Annotated in this window: 12 protein-coding genes; 6 read left to right on the top strand and 6 right to left on the bottom strand. The window is 44.0% G+C overall.

Annotated features, from left to right (window positions below):
• Positions 1-282: 282 nt before the first annotated feature.
• The 3 genes from ACHEVO_RS12115 to ACHEVO_RS12105 form a co-directional block, all read right to left on the bottom strand.
• On the bottom strand, positions 283-741 hold the full coding sequence (locus ACHEVO_RS12115; RefSeq protein WP_394125084.1) for a hypothetical protein: 459 nt from the start codon (positions 739-741) through the stop codon (positions 283-285).
• A gap of 192 nt (positions 742-933) precedes the next feature.
• Positions 934-2,508, bottom strand: a complete 1,575-nt coding sequence (gene lnt, locus ACHEVO_RS12110) for an apolipoprotein N-acyltransferase (RefSeq protein ID WP_394125083.1) — start codon at positions 2,506-2,508, stop codon at positions 934-936.
• A gap of 275 nt (positions 2,509-2,783) precedes the next feature.
• On the bottom strand, positions 2,784-3,683 hold the full coding sequence (locus tag ACHEVO_RS12105; protein ID WP_290178559.1) for a CBS domain-containing protein: 900 nt from the start codon (positions 3,681-3,683) through the stop codon (positions 2,784-2,786).
• Between the two features lie 288 nt (positions 3,684-3,971).
• On the opposite strand from ACHEVO_RS12105, the gene ACHEVO_RS12100 reads away from it, so the two are divergent.
• Positions 3,972-5,306 carry an Lnb N-terminal periplasmic domain-containing protein gene (locus tag ACHEVO_RS12100; protein WP_394125082.1) on the top strand — a complete coding sequence of 445 codons (1,335 nt, stop codon included), beginning with the start codon at positions 3,972-3,974 and terminating at the stop codon, positions 5,304-5,306.
• Between the two features lie 7 nt (positions 5,307-5,313).
• On the opposite strand, the gene ACHEVO_RS12095 is transcribed toward ACHEVO_RS12100, so the two are convergent.
• Positions 5,314-5,829 carry a YcgN family cysteine cluster protein gene (locus tag ACHEVO_RS12095; protein ID WP_341610399.1) on the bottom strand — a complete coding sequence of 172 codons (516 nt, stop codon included), beginning with the start codon at positions 5,827-5,829 and terminating at the stop codon, positions 5,314-5,316.
• A gap of 256 nt (positions 5,830-6,085) precedes the next feature.
• On the opposite strand from ACHEVO_RS12095, the gene ACHEVO_RS12090 reads away from it, so the two are divergent.
• The 5 genes from ACHEVO_RS12090 to mutY all read left to right on the top strand — a co-directional run bounded on the left by ACHEVO_RS12090 (position 6,086) and on the right by mutY (position 14,222).
• A complete protein-coding gene (locus tag ACHEVO_RS12090; RefSeq protein ID WP_394125081.1) occupies positions 6,086-6,823 on the top strand; it encodes a dienelactone hydrolase family protein in 738 nt (245 codons plus the stop codon).
• Between the two features lie 172 nt (positions 6,824-6,995).
• The gene (locus tag ACHEVO_RS12085; RefSeq protein ID WP_394125080.1) at positions 6,996-10,229 is read left to right on the top strand and encodes a DUF2339 domain-containing protein; all 3,234 of its coding nucleotides are present in this window, start codon (positions 6,996-6,998) and stop codon (positions 10,227-10,229) included.
• Between the two features lie 125 nt (positions 10,230-10,354).
• Positions 10,355-11,311, top strand: coding sequence for a ribosome biogenesis GTPase YlqF (ylqF, locus tag ACHEVO_RS12080; protein WP_394125079.1), 957 nt, complete (start codon positions 10,355-10,357; stop codon positions 11,309-11,311).
• A gap of 130 nt (positions 11,312-11,441) precedes the next feature.
• Positions 11,442-12,842: a KAP family P-loop NTPase fold protein gene (locus tag ACHEVO_RS12075; RefSeq protein WP_394125078.1), complete on the top strand. Its 1,401-nt coding sequence runs from the start codon at positions 11,442-11,444 to the stop codon at positions 12,840-12,842.
• 105 nt (positions 12,843-12,947) lie between these two features.
• Positions 12,948-14,222: an A/G-specific adenine glycosylase gene (gene mutY / locus ACHEVO_RS12070; protein ID WP_394125077.1), complete on the top strand. Its 1,275-nt coding sequence runs from the start codon at positions 12,948-12,950 to the stop codon at positions 14,220-14,222.
• Positions 14,223-14,308: 86 nt separating this feature from the next.
• On the opposite strand, the gene ACHEVO_RS12065 is transcribed toward mutY, so the two are convergent.
• Both ACHEVO_RS12065 and rapA read right to left on the bottom strand, forming a co-directional pair.
• A complete protein-coding gene (locus ACHEVO_RS12065) occupies positions 14,309-15,211 on the bottom strand; it encodes an acyl-CoA thioesterase (RefSeq protein WP_057761915.1) in 903 nt (300 codons plus the stop codon).
• A gap of 360 nt (positions 15,212-15,571) precedes the next feature.
• Positions 15,572-18,460 (bottom strand): RNA polymerase-associated protein RapA, encoded by a 2,889-nt coding sequence (gene rapA, locus ACHEVO_RS12060; protein WP_394125076.1) that lies wholly within the window; start codon positions 18,458-18,460, stop codon positions 15,572-15,574.
• Positions 18,461-18,509 lie beyond the last annotated feature (49 nt).

Raw genomic sequence — 18,509 nt, 5'->3', positions numbered from 1 at the left:
GATCATATTTGTAATGACCAAACCCCTGATTATCCAGATGGACGGTCATATAGGCGGAACATTGTTTCACTTGGCTATAATCAAGTAAAGAAAAAATTGGTCAAAAATTACACAAATACCCATAAAAAAAGCCCGCTCTCAATGGTTGAGAACAGACTCTTTTTATAGGTATCTAAGACAGTAATATTATGCTTATAGCACTGTTGATACAGACTTCATAATACAGCTCATTTAACAATCGAGTAGCACTATTTTAGATTATTTACATAGTCATACTACAGCTTACTGTGCTGCGGCCTCATCAGTAGCGTCGCCAGCATTCCCAGCATCTAAGTCACCATCCGCTTGCTCAGCTGTCAAATCAGCATCGGCAACAGCGGCTTGGCTTACAGTACCAGAGGCAGTTGCTGTACCAGCTTCTGCGGTGACAACTGCACTATCTGCATCTGCCGCTGGTGTTACGGTTGCATCTGCTGCAGTATCAGGCGCTGTAGCATCTGACGCTTCTTCTGTTGTTGCAGCTTCTGCATCGGCTGGAGCCGCTTCTTCTTCAGTAGCAGTAGCTTCTGCTTCATCTGCCGCAGCTGATGCTTCAGTTGTCTCAGCAGTGATATGCTCGCCTGCTGGACGCAAAAATGCAGAAACACCAATAAGTAAGACAATACCTAAGAACATGGCAATGCCACCTAAAGCGAATAACAGCTCTTTTTTTGGATTGTTATTAACGATACCTTCTGACATACCTTATCCACCTTGCACAAAATATTTGAAATATTGACCTATTATATCGCAATTTATACTGATTTGTGAAAACCCTTAAGTATTTAAAGGGTTTATTATCCACAATTTAAATATCCATTTTTGGCACTTGTGACAGCTAACTACTTAATCAGTTATCTATTATTCGCTGTCAACACATCTTACTTAACAATACTACTTAACCGAACGTACTGGATTCTTCGGACGTTTACCCAAATAGCTGAGTATCAGCAACAGTGCCATGATAAACAAAATAGGATATTGACCAAAGCGCATAAATGGCGTGTTGCCAACTCGTGCCTGAATATCACCGCGCAATACAGTACGCTCAAACTGCGGTGCACGCTCTACGATACGACCTTTGTGGTCAATGATAGCTGTCACACCTGTATTGGTCGCACGCATAAACCAGCGGCCGTTCTCTAATGCTCGCATCTGTACCATCTGTAAATGCTGTAATGGGCCTGCCGACGTACCGAACCAAGCATCGTTTGAGATGGTCAATAAGAAGTCCGTGCCAATCGCATTTTTGCGCGTAGTGTCTGGATACGCCACTTCGTAGCAGATGGCTGCACCTAAATTATGCCCTCGCACACGTAGCGGTGACTGCTGATCACTGCCGCGACTATAGCTCATAATGTCTTGGCTGCCTGCTAGATTTGGCAGAATATCGAGCACGCCTTGGAATGGAATGTATTCCCCAAACGGCACCAGACGTTGCTTTTTATACAGCCCCTCTGCCTGTGCCCCTAGCGCTACCACGCTATTGTAGAACGGCGGATATTTATCTGTACTGGCATCAAACGCTGCTTCGTCCTTATAAGGAATACCTGTCACCCATGTCGTGTCAGTCTCTTTGGCCATCGCGACCATTTCACTGATAAACCCAACAGCTTCTGTCTGAAACATAGGAATCGACGATTCAGGCCACAGCACGATGTCACGCCCCCACTCATCACGGGTCAACGTTGCATAGATTTTTAGCGTCTCAATCTGATACTCGGTGAGCCATTTTAGGTCTTGCGGGATATTACCCTGAATCAAAGATACCGATAGATCAGGGGTTCCTTTTGGTTTGGTCCACTGCGGATTGATCAACCATAGCGTGCTACTAATGATTAGCAAGGCTATCGATGGAATCATATAGCCACCGCGGCGACGCAATAGCTCAACGATACTGGCAGCCAATAATACCGCTACAAAAGAAACCGCAAAGACACCAGCCACAGGTGCGAGCGAGGATAGCCAATACTGTTCAGTAAACGCATAACCAACGAATAGCCAAGGAAAACCAGTAAACAACCAAGTTTTCATCCACTCTTGAAGTATCCACAGGGCGGCAAAAGATAACGGCTGCTTACCGACCACACGATTAAAGATGAGCGCCAAAAAGCCATGGAACAAACCCATGCCCAGACCCATAAGCGCAATCATAATCAGTGCCAGCCATGCGGGCGTATCGCCATAAACGTGTATAGAAGTATATAGCCAAAACGCGCCAACACACCACAGCCCTGTACCGTACGCTTGACCAATCAGAAAGGCGCGGCGACCTGTCATCGCTGGTACCAGTAATGCATATAAAATAGCAGGTGACACCAAGGCAACTGGCCAAATCCCATAAGGCGCGAGCGCAAGTATGAAAGCTGCCCCTGCCAGCCAAGCTATTAGTACCGTCAACCCCATATGTAAACCTTTTGGCTTATCGGGGTTCAGACGTTTTTGCAAATCAACAGTAGACAGACGCATAGCAGTTATCCAAAACCATATTTTCTAAAATTTCTCAGCTAAGCGATGAGATAATACTCACGCAAAACCTGACTGCATAATGCTTTATGCAGGGCCACAAATAAAACCCACCCATGATACCAGTCAAAACCTACAAGTGGGTAAATTTGCGTAGCTAAAACCTCATTCTAAAGTTCAAAAGGCAGAAAGCAAAAAACACGATTTTTCATCGTGTTTTCTGTTAATTTGCTAACAAGTTTTATTCATTGACCAACTATCGTGACACTATAAGCAAGCTAATGGCTGCCTATCAATATCTGTTGCTCGGAATTGGTTTTGGTCAGCTCTAGATTTTGGATAAATCGCCCTTCGACATCGGTAATGGTAATTTTCCAATCATCTATCACGACGCTCTCGCCTTCTAAATCACCAACGAAGCCAAGTGCTTGCATGACCAAACCGCCCATCGTATCGACATCGGTATCGTCAAAACGACTACCTAGCTCATCATTACAGTCTTCAATTACTGTAGACGCTTGGACACGCCATGTATTTGGCTTTTCTGGATCAGGGACGATGTTATTGATATCGCTATCTTCATCAAAGTCATCGTGCTCATCGACGATGTCGCCAACGATTTCTTCCAACAAATCTTCCATGGTGACGACACCACCAAAGTTACCAAACTCATCAACGACAATCGCCATGTGTACTTGGGTACGCTGCAATGAGCGTAGCAAGGTATCAGAGCGAGCCGTCTCACTGATATATAACGGCTGGCGCACCAAGTCTCTGAGACGCTTACTATCAATTTTGTCTTCTTGGTTGCGGACCATATGTACCAGAATCGGAATCAAGTCTTTTGCTAATAAGATACCGATGACGGCATCATCATCTTGACTGTCAAAAACAGGATAGCGCGAGTGAGTGGTCTCAAGAATAATATCCATCACTTCGGCAAGACTGGTGCTCTCGTGCAGACCAATTACTTGCGGACGCGGCGTCATGATTTCGCGGACTTGTGTCGCAGGCAAATCTAGCACGCCTTCTAACATATCGACCGTATCAGGCTCTAAAAATTGGCGCGAGTCTTGTACCAGACGAATCAATTCATCACGGGTTTCGGGGGCGGTCGATAGCCAGCGTTTTAAGCCGCGCATCGACCAACTACTCGGGCTGGGAGTGTCGTCAGACATGGTGGTGTGATTTAACCTCTTTAGTTAATAAAATTCAGAATAGTATTCAATAGAAAAATGAACAATACTCAATAAAAAAACAAGTAGAGCCTAGATGGGGATAAAAGTAGCAAATAAAACGGCTGGTTTGTTATTAATTAGTGCATGAATAACAAATTTGCTAGTACAAATTAGCTTCACTTTATCGCAAGGCTCACCGACATTCAACGACAAATTCACTCAAATTGTATTGTCAGCGTGTTATAAACTTTGCTATGGTCAAAGCCTTTATTTATCAAAGCAAACCCTATGTCGCTACGTTCCGTTTTTTCTCGCTTACTCTCGTCGCGTTCACGCAGTCGACGGTCAAACAGTCGTGGCTTAGAGAGCCTTGACTTAAAACGCGAAATATCAAAAAATAGCCCATCAGATAGCAATCAGCCAAAGCCTACATGGCGCCAGCGTCTTGTGACTTTTTTAATTGCCGTTACGTTATTGTTATCAGCGATATGGTTGTTACTCGCGATTTGGTATCAATACGGCGTCAGCTCAGTATTGACTTGGCTTGCGACAATAGCGATTGTAAGTATATTAGCTGCGCTGCTAAGTACGCGTTATTGGGATGCCGTCACAAAAGTATTTCACAGTGACTCACTATCTAATAAAAAGTCAGTTAGCAAAAGCACAGCAACCAAGCTACTTATCCGCATATATAGCGCTGTTTGGCTTGTAGGTCTAGGTTGGTTTTTTTCTATTGAGCCCAAGCAGGATCGTGACTGGATGGCTGAGGTCGACCAACGGGTCTCTTATGAACGCGATGCGACCAACCCTGATTTAATTACTTTAACCAATGTTCGTAACTTTGATTGGCAGACTGAAGAGGATGCTAACGAGCATTGGGATACCCGTACGATTGATTTATCTAAACTCTCTGGCGTTGATGTGACCAATTCTTATTGGATGGGTCCGCTAATCGCTCATACATTGGTTAGCTTTCGATTCGAAGATGATAGACCACTTGCATTCTCATTTGAGATACGTAAAGAAGATGGCGAGTCTTTTTCAGCGTTGGCTGGGTTTTTTCGACGTTATGAGCTGAGCCTGATTGCCGCAGAAGAGCGCGATATTATTTACACCCGCAGCAACGCGCGCGGCGAGCAGGTTTATCTGTTTCCTATTAGCAATTTGCAACAGCATGAAGTGAGGTCGCTATTTGAATCTTATCTGACTGCGGCTGATGATTTGAACGCTAAACCTGCTTGGTACAATACATTGATTAGCAACTGTACCAATATTATCTTTTATATGGCGCGTATTGTTAGTGGCGATCGCTTGCCATGGGATTATCGAATTTGGGTCTCTGGTTGGTTACCGAACTATCTATATGATGTAGGCATGTTGGATGCGGCGCCAGAAAAGGACAACCAACCTTGGTCAATGAATACGTGGTATGAGCGCACTCATATCAACCCAAAGGCAAAAGGCTTTGATAATCAGGCTAACCAACTAACTAGCGTTAGTAGAGATAAAAACAGCCGTAACTTTTCACAGCAGATTCGTCAAGATATTCCGATACCAGCATTGGCTAACTCGCAAGCCAGTGCTGAAGCGAAGGCTAGATCTACTGCTCAGGCATCTAACTAACTGTAGACTAAGGGTTAACCCAGTTAACCACCCGTGTCTCCATTTCTTCATCAGACATACCGATTTCCGTGACACAGCGACCAGCGACGCCTACGTTGGCCGCTCGCATTTGTTGTTGTGTTACCACCGCATCCCCAGTCAATAATAAATGCCAACTTGGTAAGCCCTGCCCTTTATACAGACGCTTATAGGCGCAGTGCGATGGTAGCCACATCATCTTGGGCAAGTTGTCCATAGTCAGCTGAATGCAATCTGGCACATGCTCTTGCCGCGTTGCATAGTGACTGCAATATCCCGTCGCGCAGTCCATCAACTGGCAGGTGACATCGGTATATTCGACCAGCTCCTCATCCACATTGCCACTTTCATCTTCGTCGATGTACTTAATCAAGCAACAACTGCCGCAACCATCACACAGTGCTTCCCACTCGCTATGGTTTAATTCTGTTAACGCAAATCGCGACCAAAACTGCGGACGTAGTGGCTCAGACTCATACTTAGAGTCAGCATCAGCAGAATCGATATCGGCACTATCAGGGAACAAGCTCACCGATTGCGCAGGCTTGGCTGCTGCATCGAGACCTGAGTTCAAGTCTGATTGGTCATTATTTTTGTTTAACAAATTTATAGTCATAAAGTCGCAGTAGCATTTTGATAAAGAGCGTTACAGTATTATAGCTGTTTTTGCTAGACATGGGCGTTAAGGTAGTACGAGTTAGAAAAACGAACCATCACAATGACGAATAATTAAAACTCACAACATAAAAAAGGACAATAATATGTCAATTAAGACTTTTGAATTAATCAGTACTACCGAGAATGGTGTAGAACTTATCAGTTATGTAGCACTCCCAGAAAACGCTTCAGATGAAAATCCAGCAGCAGGTATCTTGGTTGCACCGGAATGGTGGGGCGTGGTCGATCATCCAAAATCAGTGGTTGAGCGCTTGGCAGAAGCAGGTTATGCAGCAGTCGCTATGGATGTCTATGGTGAAGGTAAACTAACTACTGATGCAGCAATGGCAAACATGTGGATGGAGCAAGTACTGGCCGATCAAGACATGCTAATGGCACGCTGCCACTTAATCCTTAATGACTTCAGCGATCAGTTATCAGTCGATGGTGATAAACTAGGCGCAATCGGTTACTGCTTCGGTGGTAAAGTTGTACTAGATATGGCTCGCGAAGGCATGCCGCTAAAAGCCGTTGCTACGTTCCATGGTAACCCAACCCCAAAACAGCCAGCAGATAAAAACTTTGCAGCAAAAGTGTTGGTCGCTCATGGCCGTGATGACTCAATGGTATCAATGGATGCTATCGAAGGTCTAAAATCAGAGCTAGATGCAGCCGATGTTGACTACACTATCGACGTTTATGACAATGCCAAACATGGCTTTACCAATCCGCATGCTGATGAGCGCGCAGCCAAAAATGAAGTAGATCTTGGCTACAATGAAGCCGCTGCTAAACAAAGCTGGGAAAACATGCTTGAGTTTATGAAAGCCAATCTAGCATAAAAAATGATTTGATATAAAGACCATTAAAAAGGGTAGCTTAATTATTAAGCTACCCTTTTATTTTGAGTGTCATTTTAGCATCTGTCTTTTAGTCCAGTAATCAGAGTAGTCTTGTGCTTCTTATTAAATCACGTCATTATCACTTTACTATAAACTGGATTGAGTGACGAAGATGTTGTATCTAATGGTGACCCAGTTGGGCTGGCTGGCTTTTACGATTTTATTGATCGTAGTGGTCGCGTTGTATACTAGGATAGCTCGAAAAATCGAGCATCTACGCCGCGATGTAACGACGCTGCAAGCTGAGCTGGAGCAGCAAAGACATCGTAGTATGCCGCCTCCGTCTGCACCTTTCGTCGATAAAAGCAATTATGCGCGCAACACTGCTACTGACGATCATGATCTTAAAGACAATGCTCCTAAAGACAGTGACGCTAAAGACCATGATGCTAAAGAAATAGCTTTTGACTCACAACATTCTTTTTCAGATAATCAGCTGCCTGTATCACCACCACCGCTTCCTACCGTTGCTTCAAACTCAACCATACATGCAGCATCAAGTATCTATGACGATAAATCTATAGACGATAACGCCTCGATAAATACGCAAAATACAGTGCCTACCGCACCGATTGAGCCTGATGAACGCTCATTACCTATTGTGACCTCACTGATTCACTCAATCAAAAACTGGTTTTTCGGTGGCAACTTGGTCGTGCGAGTCGGCGTATTGGTGCTATTGGTAGGTGTGGTGTTATTGCTTCGCTTATTAAGCGAATATATCGAGATTTCGATTGCCACGAAGCTGCTAGCAGTTGGCGTTACAGGGTTAGCATTGGCAGCGCTTGGGTTAAAGCTGACGGCAAAACGCTTCTCATATGGGATTACGCTACAGGGCGCAGGCTTAGCGATTGCTTATCTAAGCACCTTTTTTGCTTACAGTGTTTATGAAATCATTCCTAGTATCCCAAGCTTTATCGGGCTTGGGTCATTGTCTGCCATTACCATTGCTCTCGCCGTACGTCAAAACGCCTTCCCATTGGCATTACTGGCATTATCAGGTGGATTCTTTGCACCGATTTTGACCAGTGAAGATACTGGCAGCTTGGTTACCTTATTCAGCTATTATCTACTGCTAAACGTCACCATTGCCGTCATTGCTCACTATCGACCGTGGAAAATATTGAATCTATTCGGTGTGACTGTGACATTTGGCTTGGCATACTATTGGGGTGTCAGCGAAAACCTGAGCGCCGTCATTGAAACGCAGCGTTGGTCATTGGTGGCATTAGTAGCCTTACATTGGCTGCTTTACTTGTTTGTCGTCATTCGTTATGCGCAGCAAATCATCACTTATAATGCGCTAAACGAAAAAGACCTCGGTCATGCTGATAATGTAGATAATACAAAACACTTGGACAAAGCCCATGTAGGCAGCTCCTATGTATTCCCTATTGATACGGGTTTACTGTTTTCAGTACCGCTACTGGCTTTTGGTTTATTTTCTGCCTTACTAAACGACATCTCTAACGCCCTCACGATTACCAGTGCCATTTTGGCTACGGTTTATCTTGGCTTAGGCTGGCTATTTATCCAGCGCAGTAAACGCTATGCTTTAATCACCGAAGGCATGCTAGCGTTAGGATTAGGATTTTTTGCGCTCGTTATTCCGCTGGCGCTAGATGCTGAATGGATTGCTTTTGGCTGGTCCGTACAAGGGTTGGCGCTAGTATGGTTTGGACGACGCTCGTTGCGATCGTGGTCTGTATTATTCGGTGTGCTATTGCAGCTCATCAGTATCGTCATGTTGATGGCTACCATCGTATTCCCTAGCAATGATTATCCGATTTTGGCCTTTAGTATTTCAGCGCTCAGTTATCTAGCGACCGTCTTTATATTACGCGCTAGTAACTCCCCTGCTGTGCTGCTTAATAGCTTAGATAGTAGTAACAACCTCAATAACCTTAACAATAAAAGCGCTACAACATCCTCGGTCATACAATCACAATCCTCAGTAATAAAAACACAAACATTGGACAGCGCATCAGATGCATTAACCAGCTATGCCCATGCGCTGGGTGTCAGTACGCAAGCTGCACAGCAATGGCTGACCTCAATCAATAGTCGGAGCCGCGTATTCAAATTCGTTTGGCATAGCCCTAGATTTATCAAGTTTTTGACACTGACCGCGATGGCTTGGATGCTACAAGTTCTGATGCTTGATTTGCATCATTGGTTTGATATCTGGCAATCAAGCACGACGGTAATTGCACTGGCCGCACTTATGAGCTTAATCGCCTATTGGGTCATCAATCGCTATCGTCCGTGGGCGGAAATTAGACAGCTTAGTCATGGATTACTAGCCCTGTTCTACTTCATGCTAGTACTGCAACTGCCACAAAAATTTGAGCGAAATTTAACATGGGCAACAGCGGAATGGTTAGTGTTCCTAGGCTTAATAATCGGCTGGTTAGTCATGGGGCAGCTATGGCTAAAAACATGGTCTGATACATTGTCCGATAACAACAATATCTCACGTTATACTGCTGCAAGTTGGCTAGGTACGGGCATCTTACTCATTGCTGCCGCTGCGCATTACGGCCTACCAGACTCTGATGGCGTAATGGCTTTCTTGTTTTCAGCGACACTCATATTATTTGGGTTATGGTTAAATCATCGTTATCTCAGTCAAAATGCAGAGAACATCTCAACTAATAAAGCTTCAGAACAAGGTCTGCTGTATTGGTTTGATTGGCAGCAAGCACTATTAGGATGCGCCGCCATCTTTGCTCCTATTGCTTTACTGTGGACTGTTCTTACCAATTGGTCTTATGACGGTGTGATTTGGGGACTGTCTTATTTTCCATTATTCAACCTATATGACATCACCTCATGGCTGACGCTATCAGTTGGCTTTAGTCTGTATTACATCAGCCAACGCCGCCACAATGAAACCATTACTGAGCCAAGTGCAGCTGCCAAATCTAAGCGCGTATTCACCGCTGAGAATTTGCTAATTATATTGGGTCTGATCAGTTTTTGGGTGATCTCCAGCATGTTGGTCAGAACGCTACACGCCTTTATTGGCACGCCACTTTGGAATGACTATCAAGGCGGCGCATGGCAGAGCGAGCAAGTACAAACTGGACTGACGATCTTATGGACGCTCTTGGCATTGGTCGCCACCATCATGGCGAGTCGCTATTGGCAGCGCGCGCTTTGGTTTATGGGTATTGGATTATTAGGTATCGTCGTACTTAAGTTAGTCTTGGTAGATTTGTCACAGACTGAGGCAATTTGGCGAGTCATATCCTTCCTTGGCGCAGGCAGTTTAATACTATTAATTGGTTACCTTGCACCATTACCACCTGCGCATGAGGAAACAGAAAACCAAAATCAGGCGTAATGACAAAGCTGGTTGGGTGAAATTGTGCCGTGAGCAAGGTGGTTCTGTAGTAAACTGGACACCATTAGAAAGTAAACGTTGATTGTTTTACTTTTAGCATTTTTTATAAAAGGTTATGAAAGCAGATGGATAAGAGAGCAAGTATTCAGTGGTTCCCTGGGCATATGAACAAAGCCCGTAACGAAATCAAAGAAGTCATGCCGCAGATGGATTTGGTCATCGAGGTCATCGATGCGCGTATTCCATATAGTAGTGAAAACCCAATGGTCGCAGCACTGCGCGGCGAAAAACCTGTTATCAAAATCCTGAACAAAGCTGACCTTGCCGATCCTGAGTTGACGCAAGCTTGGATGGATTATCTCGAGCAGCAAGATGGGGTCAAAGCCATTGCTTGCGATACTGAAAAAGCCAATGACGTAAAACGTATCATCGCCATCTGTAAGCATCTTGTACCCAATAAAGTCGGGACTGGTCGTCAAATCAAAGCGATGATTATGGGTATTCCAAACGTTGGTAAATCAACGCTGATCAATACGCTAGCAGGACGCGCTGTGGCAAAGACAGGCGACGAGCCAGCCGTGACCAAGTCGCAGCAGCTGATTAAGCTCGACGATGACATCATGCTCTATGACACACCTGGTATGCTATGGCCAAAGGTTGAAAACGAAAACTCAGGTTATCGTCTCGCAGCGACAGGCGGTATCCGTGATACTGCTTTTGACTTCGCTGATGTAGCCAGCTATACCGCTGAGTACCTAATGCAAGCCTATCCTGAAATGCTAAAAACTCGCTACAAAATTGAAGAGCTGCCAAAGACTGACTGGGAGTTTTTTGAAGTGGCTGGACGTAATCGCGGCTGTGTACGCGCGGGCAACCAAGTCGATACGTACCGCATGTCTGAGATCCTCATTAACGAGTTGCGTAGCGCAAAGATCGGTCGCATCACGCTAGAAACACCAGCAATGACTGAAGCGGAAGAAATCGTCGTCGCTGAACAACGACTCGCTGCTGAAGAGAAGAAAAAAGCGAAAGAGGAAGAAAAGCGCTTACGTCGTCTAAAAACGCGGAAGAATCGGAAGTAGCGTTTATCTAAAGGCTTATTACTTAAAAAACTATTACCTATATAAAAGCCCTTATGGGCTTTTTTTATGTCTGTATTATCTGTATAACATCAGTATCGTATATCAAAAATATAAATATAGAGAATGAGTAATGACAGATGACAACATAATGAGAGAGTTAACTTTTTCTAATAGAGATGAGTTCACGCGGAAGCCTATCGCTGAAAAAATCATTAAGCTCTTGGACTCAGATATTGATGTCTCACCACTTATCATCGACGGTAAATGGGGTACAGGTAAAACCGAGTTTTGCTTCAAGCTTAAAAATCTAATTAAAGCTGATAGCTCCAATAACTACAAAATTGGTTACGTTAATGCCTTTCAAGCTGACCACACTAACGAGCCGTTACTGACTTTAATCTCAGAGATTGTAAGCTTTTATCCTAAAAAAAGTTATCAGCGAAAAAAACTAATAAAAAATGCTGTTCCTTATTTACGCTTGGTTGGTGGTATTGGCTTGAAGGCAGGATTAGGCTTCGCTTTTGGACGCTATGCTGCGGATATACCTGAAGAGTTGTCTAAGGGCATGGAAACCATAGAAGAAGGTTCAAAAGAGTTAATAGACCTTTCTTTAGAATCTCTTATTGAAGACCAAGCTGAGGCTGAAAGAAGTCTGAATACCCTAAAAAATGTATTAACTGACATTACAGCAGAAAATCCTGTCATTTTATTGATTGACGAGTTAGACCGATGCAGACCAGATTTTGCAGTAATGATGTTAGAAACTATCAAACATGTTTTTGACGTTGAGAATGTACAAATCATTTTAATCACTAATGCGGAACAGCTTAAAGCCACTATAAAACATAGCTATGGTAGCGAAACCGACTCACACAGCTACTTATATAAATTTTTTAAATATCAAATTAATCTACCTACGACCAGTAAAGATAAGGACAATCAATCAGTTAAAAATAACGTGACTTACTTTGAAAAAGTCGTAAGAGACAGTAAAGTTATTTCGCAGGAATTCAAAGATAACCAATTTATCTATGAGATTCCAACCTTTCTTAATGTTGATACGCTGTCTCTACGAAATATTGAGCAAATCGTTCGCTGTGTAGAAGCACTAGTAGTATTCGAAGATAATAAAGAGCAGAACCAGTCACCAACTGTTGAACAAATTCTGATGGTCTTTCTATCTTTTGTTTATATGATGGATAAAGATTTACTAGAACAAATCATAAAAAGGAGTATCAACTCAGATAAATTTCTGGGCTTCACTAATAGTTCTAGATTAGATATGACGTCCTCATATGTTAGATCTGAAATTCTTACAGATTTGTCCGTTAAACATCTTTTCTTAATTATATTTGAAAAAATTTCTACGATTCCTTTTTTAGATCTACCAGTTAGTACTATCGATCGACAATCAGTGATGGCTCGTATTGAGGTTAGTTTATCCAAGTATGATTATATCGAAGATGCGCATTGCGACAAGTATGTTAAACAAACGATAAACAACCTCTTACTATTCGATATCGTTAAGTAGTTATTTTTATTATATTATTTCAATACATTACGTCAGAGTTGGGTCGTAGCAAATACGTATATCAGGTATAATTGTTTACCTTCAAAAAACTAAATAATAGAGCCTATGACCCAGCTAACTGCCAACTCTACTTCTTCTGAAACCAACTTTAATCACTGTACAACATCTCTTAACTCCTTCGCCCCGCGCCTACTCGATTGGTTTGCCGAAAGCGGTCGCCATGACTTACCTTGGCAACAGCATCAGACTGATACGCCCAATCCTTATATCGTCTGGCTATCAGAAGTGATGCTTCAGCAAACGCAAGTGACCACTGTAATGCCCTACTTTGCACGTTTTATGGCATCGTTTCCGACTGTGCAGGATTTAGCCGCAGCAGAATGGGATACCGTAGCAGAGCATTGGGCAGGGCTTGGCTACTATGCACGCGCGCGTAATTTGCATAAAGGTGCTAAGCAGTTGGTAGAGGTCATCGCCGAAACGGGCGAGTTTCCGCAGACGCTAGCAGGATGGGAAGCGATTTCGGGCGTTGGGCCATCGACTGCTGGCGCGATTATGTCGATGGGATTACATCATTATGGCGTCATCTGTGATGGTAATGTCAAACGAGTGCTGACACGTTGGGCCGCTATCGACGGCGATATCACTAAATCTGCTACCACCAAAGATTTATGGGCATTGGCAGAACGACTGACACCGACAGAGAACTCAGGACTATTTGCGCAAGCCATGATGGATATGGGTGCGACATTATGTACCCGTAGCAAGCCTGCGTGTCTATTGTGTCCATTGAAAGAAGACTGCCTAGCCCATGCGCAAGGGCGCGAGACTGATTATCCCGTCAAAGCAAAAAAACAGCCAAAGCCAAGTAAGTTTAGCGATGCGTTGCTGATAGAAAGCGTAGACGGTGAGATACTATGGCTACAACGCCCTGACAACGGCATCTGGGGTGGATTATGGAGTTTGCCATTACAGTTCGTGGAAAAAGTTGACGGTAAAACTAATAACAAGGCTACCGTTAAAAAGACACTAGCTAACGATGACAAACTATCGAATATGCCAAATGACGTACGTAGTAATGAAAAAGTATACGAAGCAGAATTTACCACTGCTGAGCAAATCATTAATGAGTGGCTCATAAAAAATGAACTGGTGGCAAAATCAGTTAGCAATACCTTGCTCGATGATGCTCCTATCAAGCATTCGCTGACGCACTTTCACTGGTATTTGACCCCGCGTAAATTGACGATTGACGCGACGCAGGTAACTGAGCTAAATCAAAAATTAGCAGCGGCTGAAATTGAATTTAAGTGGCTAACCGAACAAAAAGCGCAAGACAGCCTAGGACTGCCTCGCGCGATGGTTAAAATCTTAGAATAAAAATTGGAATAAAAAAAGCGACTCACTATTAATAATGAGTCGCTTTTTTATGATGATAATATAAAGATAACTAAGCCTACAGTACTCTAAGACTTTGGCACACGTAAACGCATGAGTCCTTCTTGTTGCACGGTAGCGACCAGTTTACCATCTTGCCAAAACTGACCATGATTCAAGCCTTTCGCATTAGACGTGGTATCGCTCCACATGTCGTACAGCATCCATTTATTCAAATCAAAATCACGATGGAAATGCATTGAGTGATCGATACTAGCAGCCTGTAGACCACTGGTCATAAAACTCACACCATGTGACATTAGCCCTGTGCCAACCAAATAAAAGTCCGACGAGAATGCCAAGAGTGCTTGCTGAATAGCCACTGGCTGATTGCCCAATTCACGAATACGTAGCCAGTTTGCTTGCTTGGGTTTCATAGGTTCTGGGCTAATCGGATTACGCGGCTTAACTGGCTTAATCTCGACATGACGGCGGCGCATAAATCTTGCTTTTAGCGCTTCTGGCACTTTTCCGACATTTTCTTCTTTTAGATCTTGCTCTGTCAGTAAGTCTTCTGGCGGTGGATAGACAGGCATATCTTCTTGATACTCAAGCCCATCTTCCATCGGCGAAAACGAGGCAATCATTGAAAATATTACTTGTTCAACAGGCGGCTTACCACGTACTTCTTTGTACTGAATAGCCGTGACTTCACGTGCAGACAAGCTACGACCATCACGCAATCGACGGACTTGGTATATCACTGGTTGGTTGATATCGCCACCACGCAAAAAATACCCATGCAATGAGTGACAAGGTTTGTCTTTATCTAATGTATGCGCCGCTGCCATAATCGCTTGAGCGAGCACTTGCCCACCAAATATACGACTGCCCACATAGTCATGGCTTTTACCCTCAAACACATCAGGGGTAACTTCAATAAGCGCGATAGTAGCCAGCAGCTCATCAATCAGTTGTAGATTATCGGACATGACGATATGTTTCCTTATTTTTATCAAAAACGCTCAGCATCTGATGATATTGATGCCATATAGCCATCATATTTGAATGTAAAATAATGCGAGATCACTTGTTAAGATCTGTCGAAGGAGACCTTAAAATAAACATACAGACATCGTTAGCGATGTTATCACCGAATATTTATTTTCTATAGAAAAGGTAAACATCTTACCCAATATTGGTGGCTTTGACTAGTTACTGTCGGCTTACTCATAAGTATTGCTTGTCTGTTTTTGCCAGACAAATCGCAACTAAAGATCAAAGCAAGCAATCTCAACCATAAAAAAACGAGATGTATAACAACACCTCGTTTTTGACAAATACGCCGATATTTATGGCTTAACTGCTACGAGTACGCGAATAGAATCCGGTACTAATGACAAGTTACCAAGCGCTTGCTCACCTTGAGCTTTAAGCTGCTCTAAACGCTCAATCTCTTCAGGACGTACGTTTGGATTGATCGTCTGTAGATGTTTTAGACGCTTAATTTCGCGTGACCACTGCTGGCTAAAGCGGCTACTTGCTTGCTCACCAATCTCAGCGATCTGCTGACGAGCAATGTCTTCAGCTTCGTAATAACGCTGTTCAATCACATCGCCGCGTACTTTAATGACTTGGCGGGCACGGTTTTTATCCAATCGCTCAACGTGCGGCATAATCATCTCAGCACTGATACGAGCCGATAAATCACTGCCCTGCTCACTGATAAAGACACGGATATTTTGTGTGGACAAAGTCGCTGGTAAATTCAGCAGTTTCGGTGCTATTGCTTCTACACGGAAATTCACTTCTAGCAATACCATACCTTGCGGTACAGCAGCGCTTTTCAGCATCGCAACTGTCGTATTACCAAAGGTACTGGTACTCGCCAGCTCATAGATAGCACGCATCAATGGATGCTCGTGAGTGATAAACTCGATGTCTTCACGCTGAAGCGCTTGCTCACGCTCAAAGGTCAACGTCATACCGTCTTCATCACCAAGTGGCAAGCCATCAATATAGTCGCTAATTTCGGTGCTATCGATAGGCGCGATAACCCACGAGCCATCACGCTGGATATTGTGATCGATATTGGCAGACGCAAAGAAACGCTCGATGAAGTGCGGCAGCAAATTATTGCCATCAAAGTCACGCATAGCATCGGCGATACGACCAGCGACACGCGGACGGCATGAGTTGTACTCTAGCAGACGGTCACGACCAGCTTGTAGCTGTGCTTCTAGTCCCAAACGTGTCTGTAGCGCCTCGTCAATGATGTCTTGCAAGATGACATTATTTTCAGCGGTATCAGCACCCTCAAGCATTGGCTTAAGCTCTTGGATATATTGCTCTTGTACACTTTGGGCAGTTGGCGATATCTGATTGAACATGTTCAGTGCATCGTTATACCACTGATACAGACGCTCTTGCGCTGTACCTTGCACATAAGGCACATGTAGCATGATTTGCTGCGTCTGACCGATACGATCTAGACGGCCGATACGCTGCTCTAACGTATCTGGATTAGCAGGTAGATCCCATAGTATCAACTGGCTTGCAAACTGGAAGTTACGACCTTCTGAACCAATTTCTGAACACAGTAGTATCTGCGCACCTTCACTATCTGCAAAGAATGCGGCCGCTTGGTCACGCTCAAGCAAAGTCATCTGTTCAGTAAAGATAGCTGTTTTGATGCCCGCATGCAGACGCAATACTGCTTCTAAACTCTCTACCGTCGCACCACTACGAGCGATTAATAGCACTTTTTGATGCTTAAGCTCACCGCGTAAGATATCAATCAACCAAGAAACGCGTGGATCATCTTCTAGCCAGCCACCGTCTGGTTGGTTTTCTTCGCCCCATAGCTGCTCACGCAACTTACCATTGGTTTGATAGCTGTCTTTCCATGCCTCAGGAAGTGGCAATGGATATGGTTGGCTACTACGGCCATAGAACCCTTTGACACTCTCACGAGTATTACGGAACAAAATACGACCTGTACCATGACGATCTAACAGCTCATTTAATGCATGAGTTCGTAGTTTTTCATCTTCATTGATTGAAGATAGTTCTTCAATACTAATATCTAATAAGCTACTTAAAGCAGCGATTTGACCTTCATTCAATGGCTTTTCTTCTATCAAGACGCCAGCAACTGCTGCTGTCTCTGCAAAAGCTTCTTGCCCATCGATAAATTCATCCAGATCATCAAAGCGATCTGGATCAAGCAGACGCAGACGGGCAAAGTGACTCTGCGCACCAAGCTGCTCTGGCGTTGCTGTCAATAGCATCACGCCTGGCGTTTCTTCTGCGAAATCTGCAATCAAGTCATACTTATCATTGCCGCCCTGTGCTTCATCCCAATGCAGATGATGCGCTTCATCAACGACCAATAAATCAAACCCTGCATCCATCGCTTGATCATATAAGTCTGGGTGATCAAGTAACAGATCCATACCACCGATGATACATTGCTCAGTGGCAAAGACGTTTTGTTCAGGATCGTGTTCTTTAATAGCCGCAGTACGCACTAGATCAAACAAGGCAAAGTTTAGGTTAAAGCGACGACGCAGCTCAATCATCCATTGATACTGCAAACTATCTGGTACTAAAATCAACACACGCTCAGCTTTGCCTGTTAGCAACTGCTGATGAATAATCATGCCCGCTTCGATGGTTTTACCAAGGCCAACTTCATCAGCCAATAGTACACGCGGCGCGATACGCTTACCGACTTCATGTGCGATATACAGCTGATGCTCGATGATATCGACACGTGCACCCATTAGGCCTTTTAATGGATGACCTGCCAGCGCTGACTGCATGCGCAAGATATCTTGACGCAGCTCATACCAATCACCACGTTCAATACGGCCAGCAAGCAAACGCTCAAGCGGCTTGGCCAACGTGATATTAGCAGCAAGGCGGGTTTCCATAATGCCGCGCTCGTGCTCATCGACGCCATATTTCAGTACGCCCATCACTTCATCAACGGCATTGACCGTATAGCTTTTGCCATCTTGATCGTAGATGCTATCGCCCACTTTAAACACCACGCGCGATAATGGCGCAGAGTTTTTTGCGTAGACGCGTGTCTCTTCACTTTGCGGAAATAAAATATGCACACATCGGTCGTCAACATCGATGACCACACCTAAGCCAAGCTCAGACTCCGTATCAGATAAATAACGTTGACCAACGGCGAATTCAGTACTGTGCAATGAAGCAATAGAGATAGTCATAAGGCGATGTCTTTTGTACTCAGGTAGTAAGAAATTAAATAGATAGCTT

Origin of the sequence: Psychrobacter nivimaris (assembly GCF_043419765.1) — a bacterium.
In the GTDB taxonomy this organism is placed as follows: domain Bacteria; phylum Pseudomonadota; class Gammaproteobacteria; order Pseudomonadales; family Moraxellaceae; genus Psychrobacter.
Note: the sequence above shows the minus strand (reverse complement) of the source record. Positions and strands in the feature narration are given on the sequence as shown.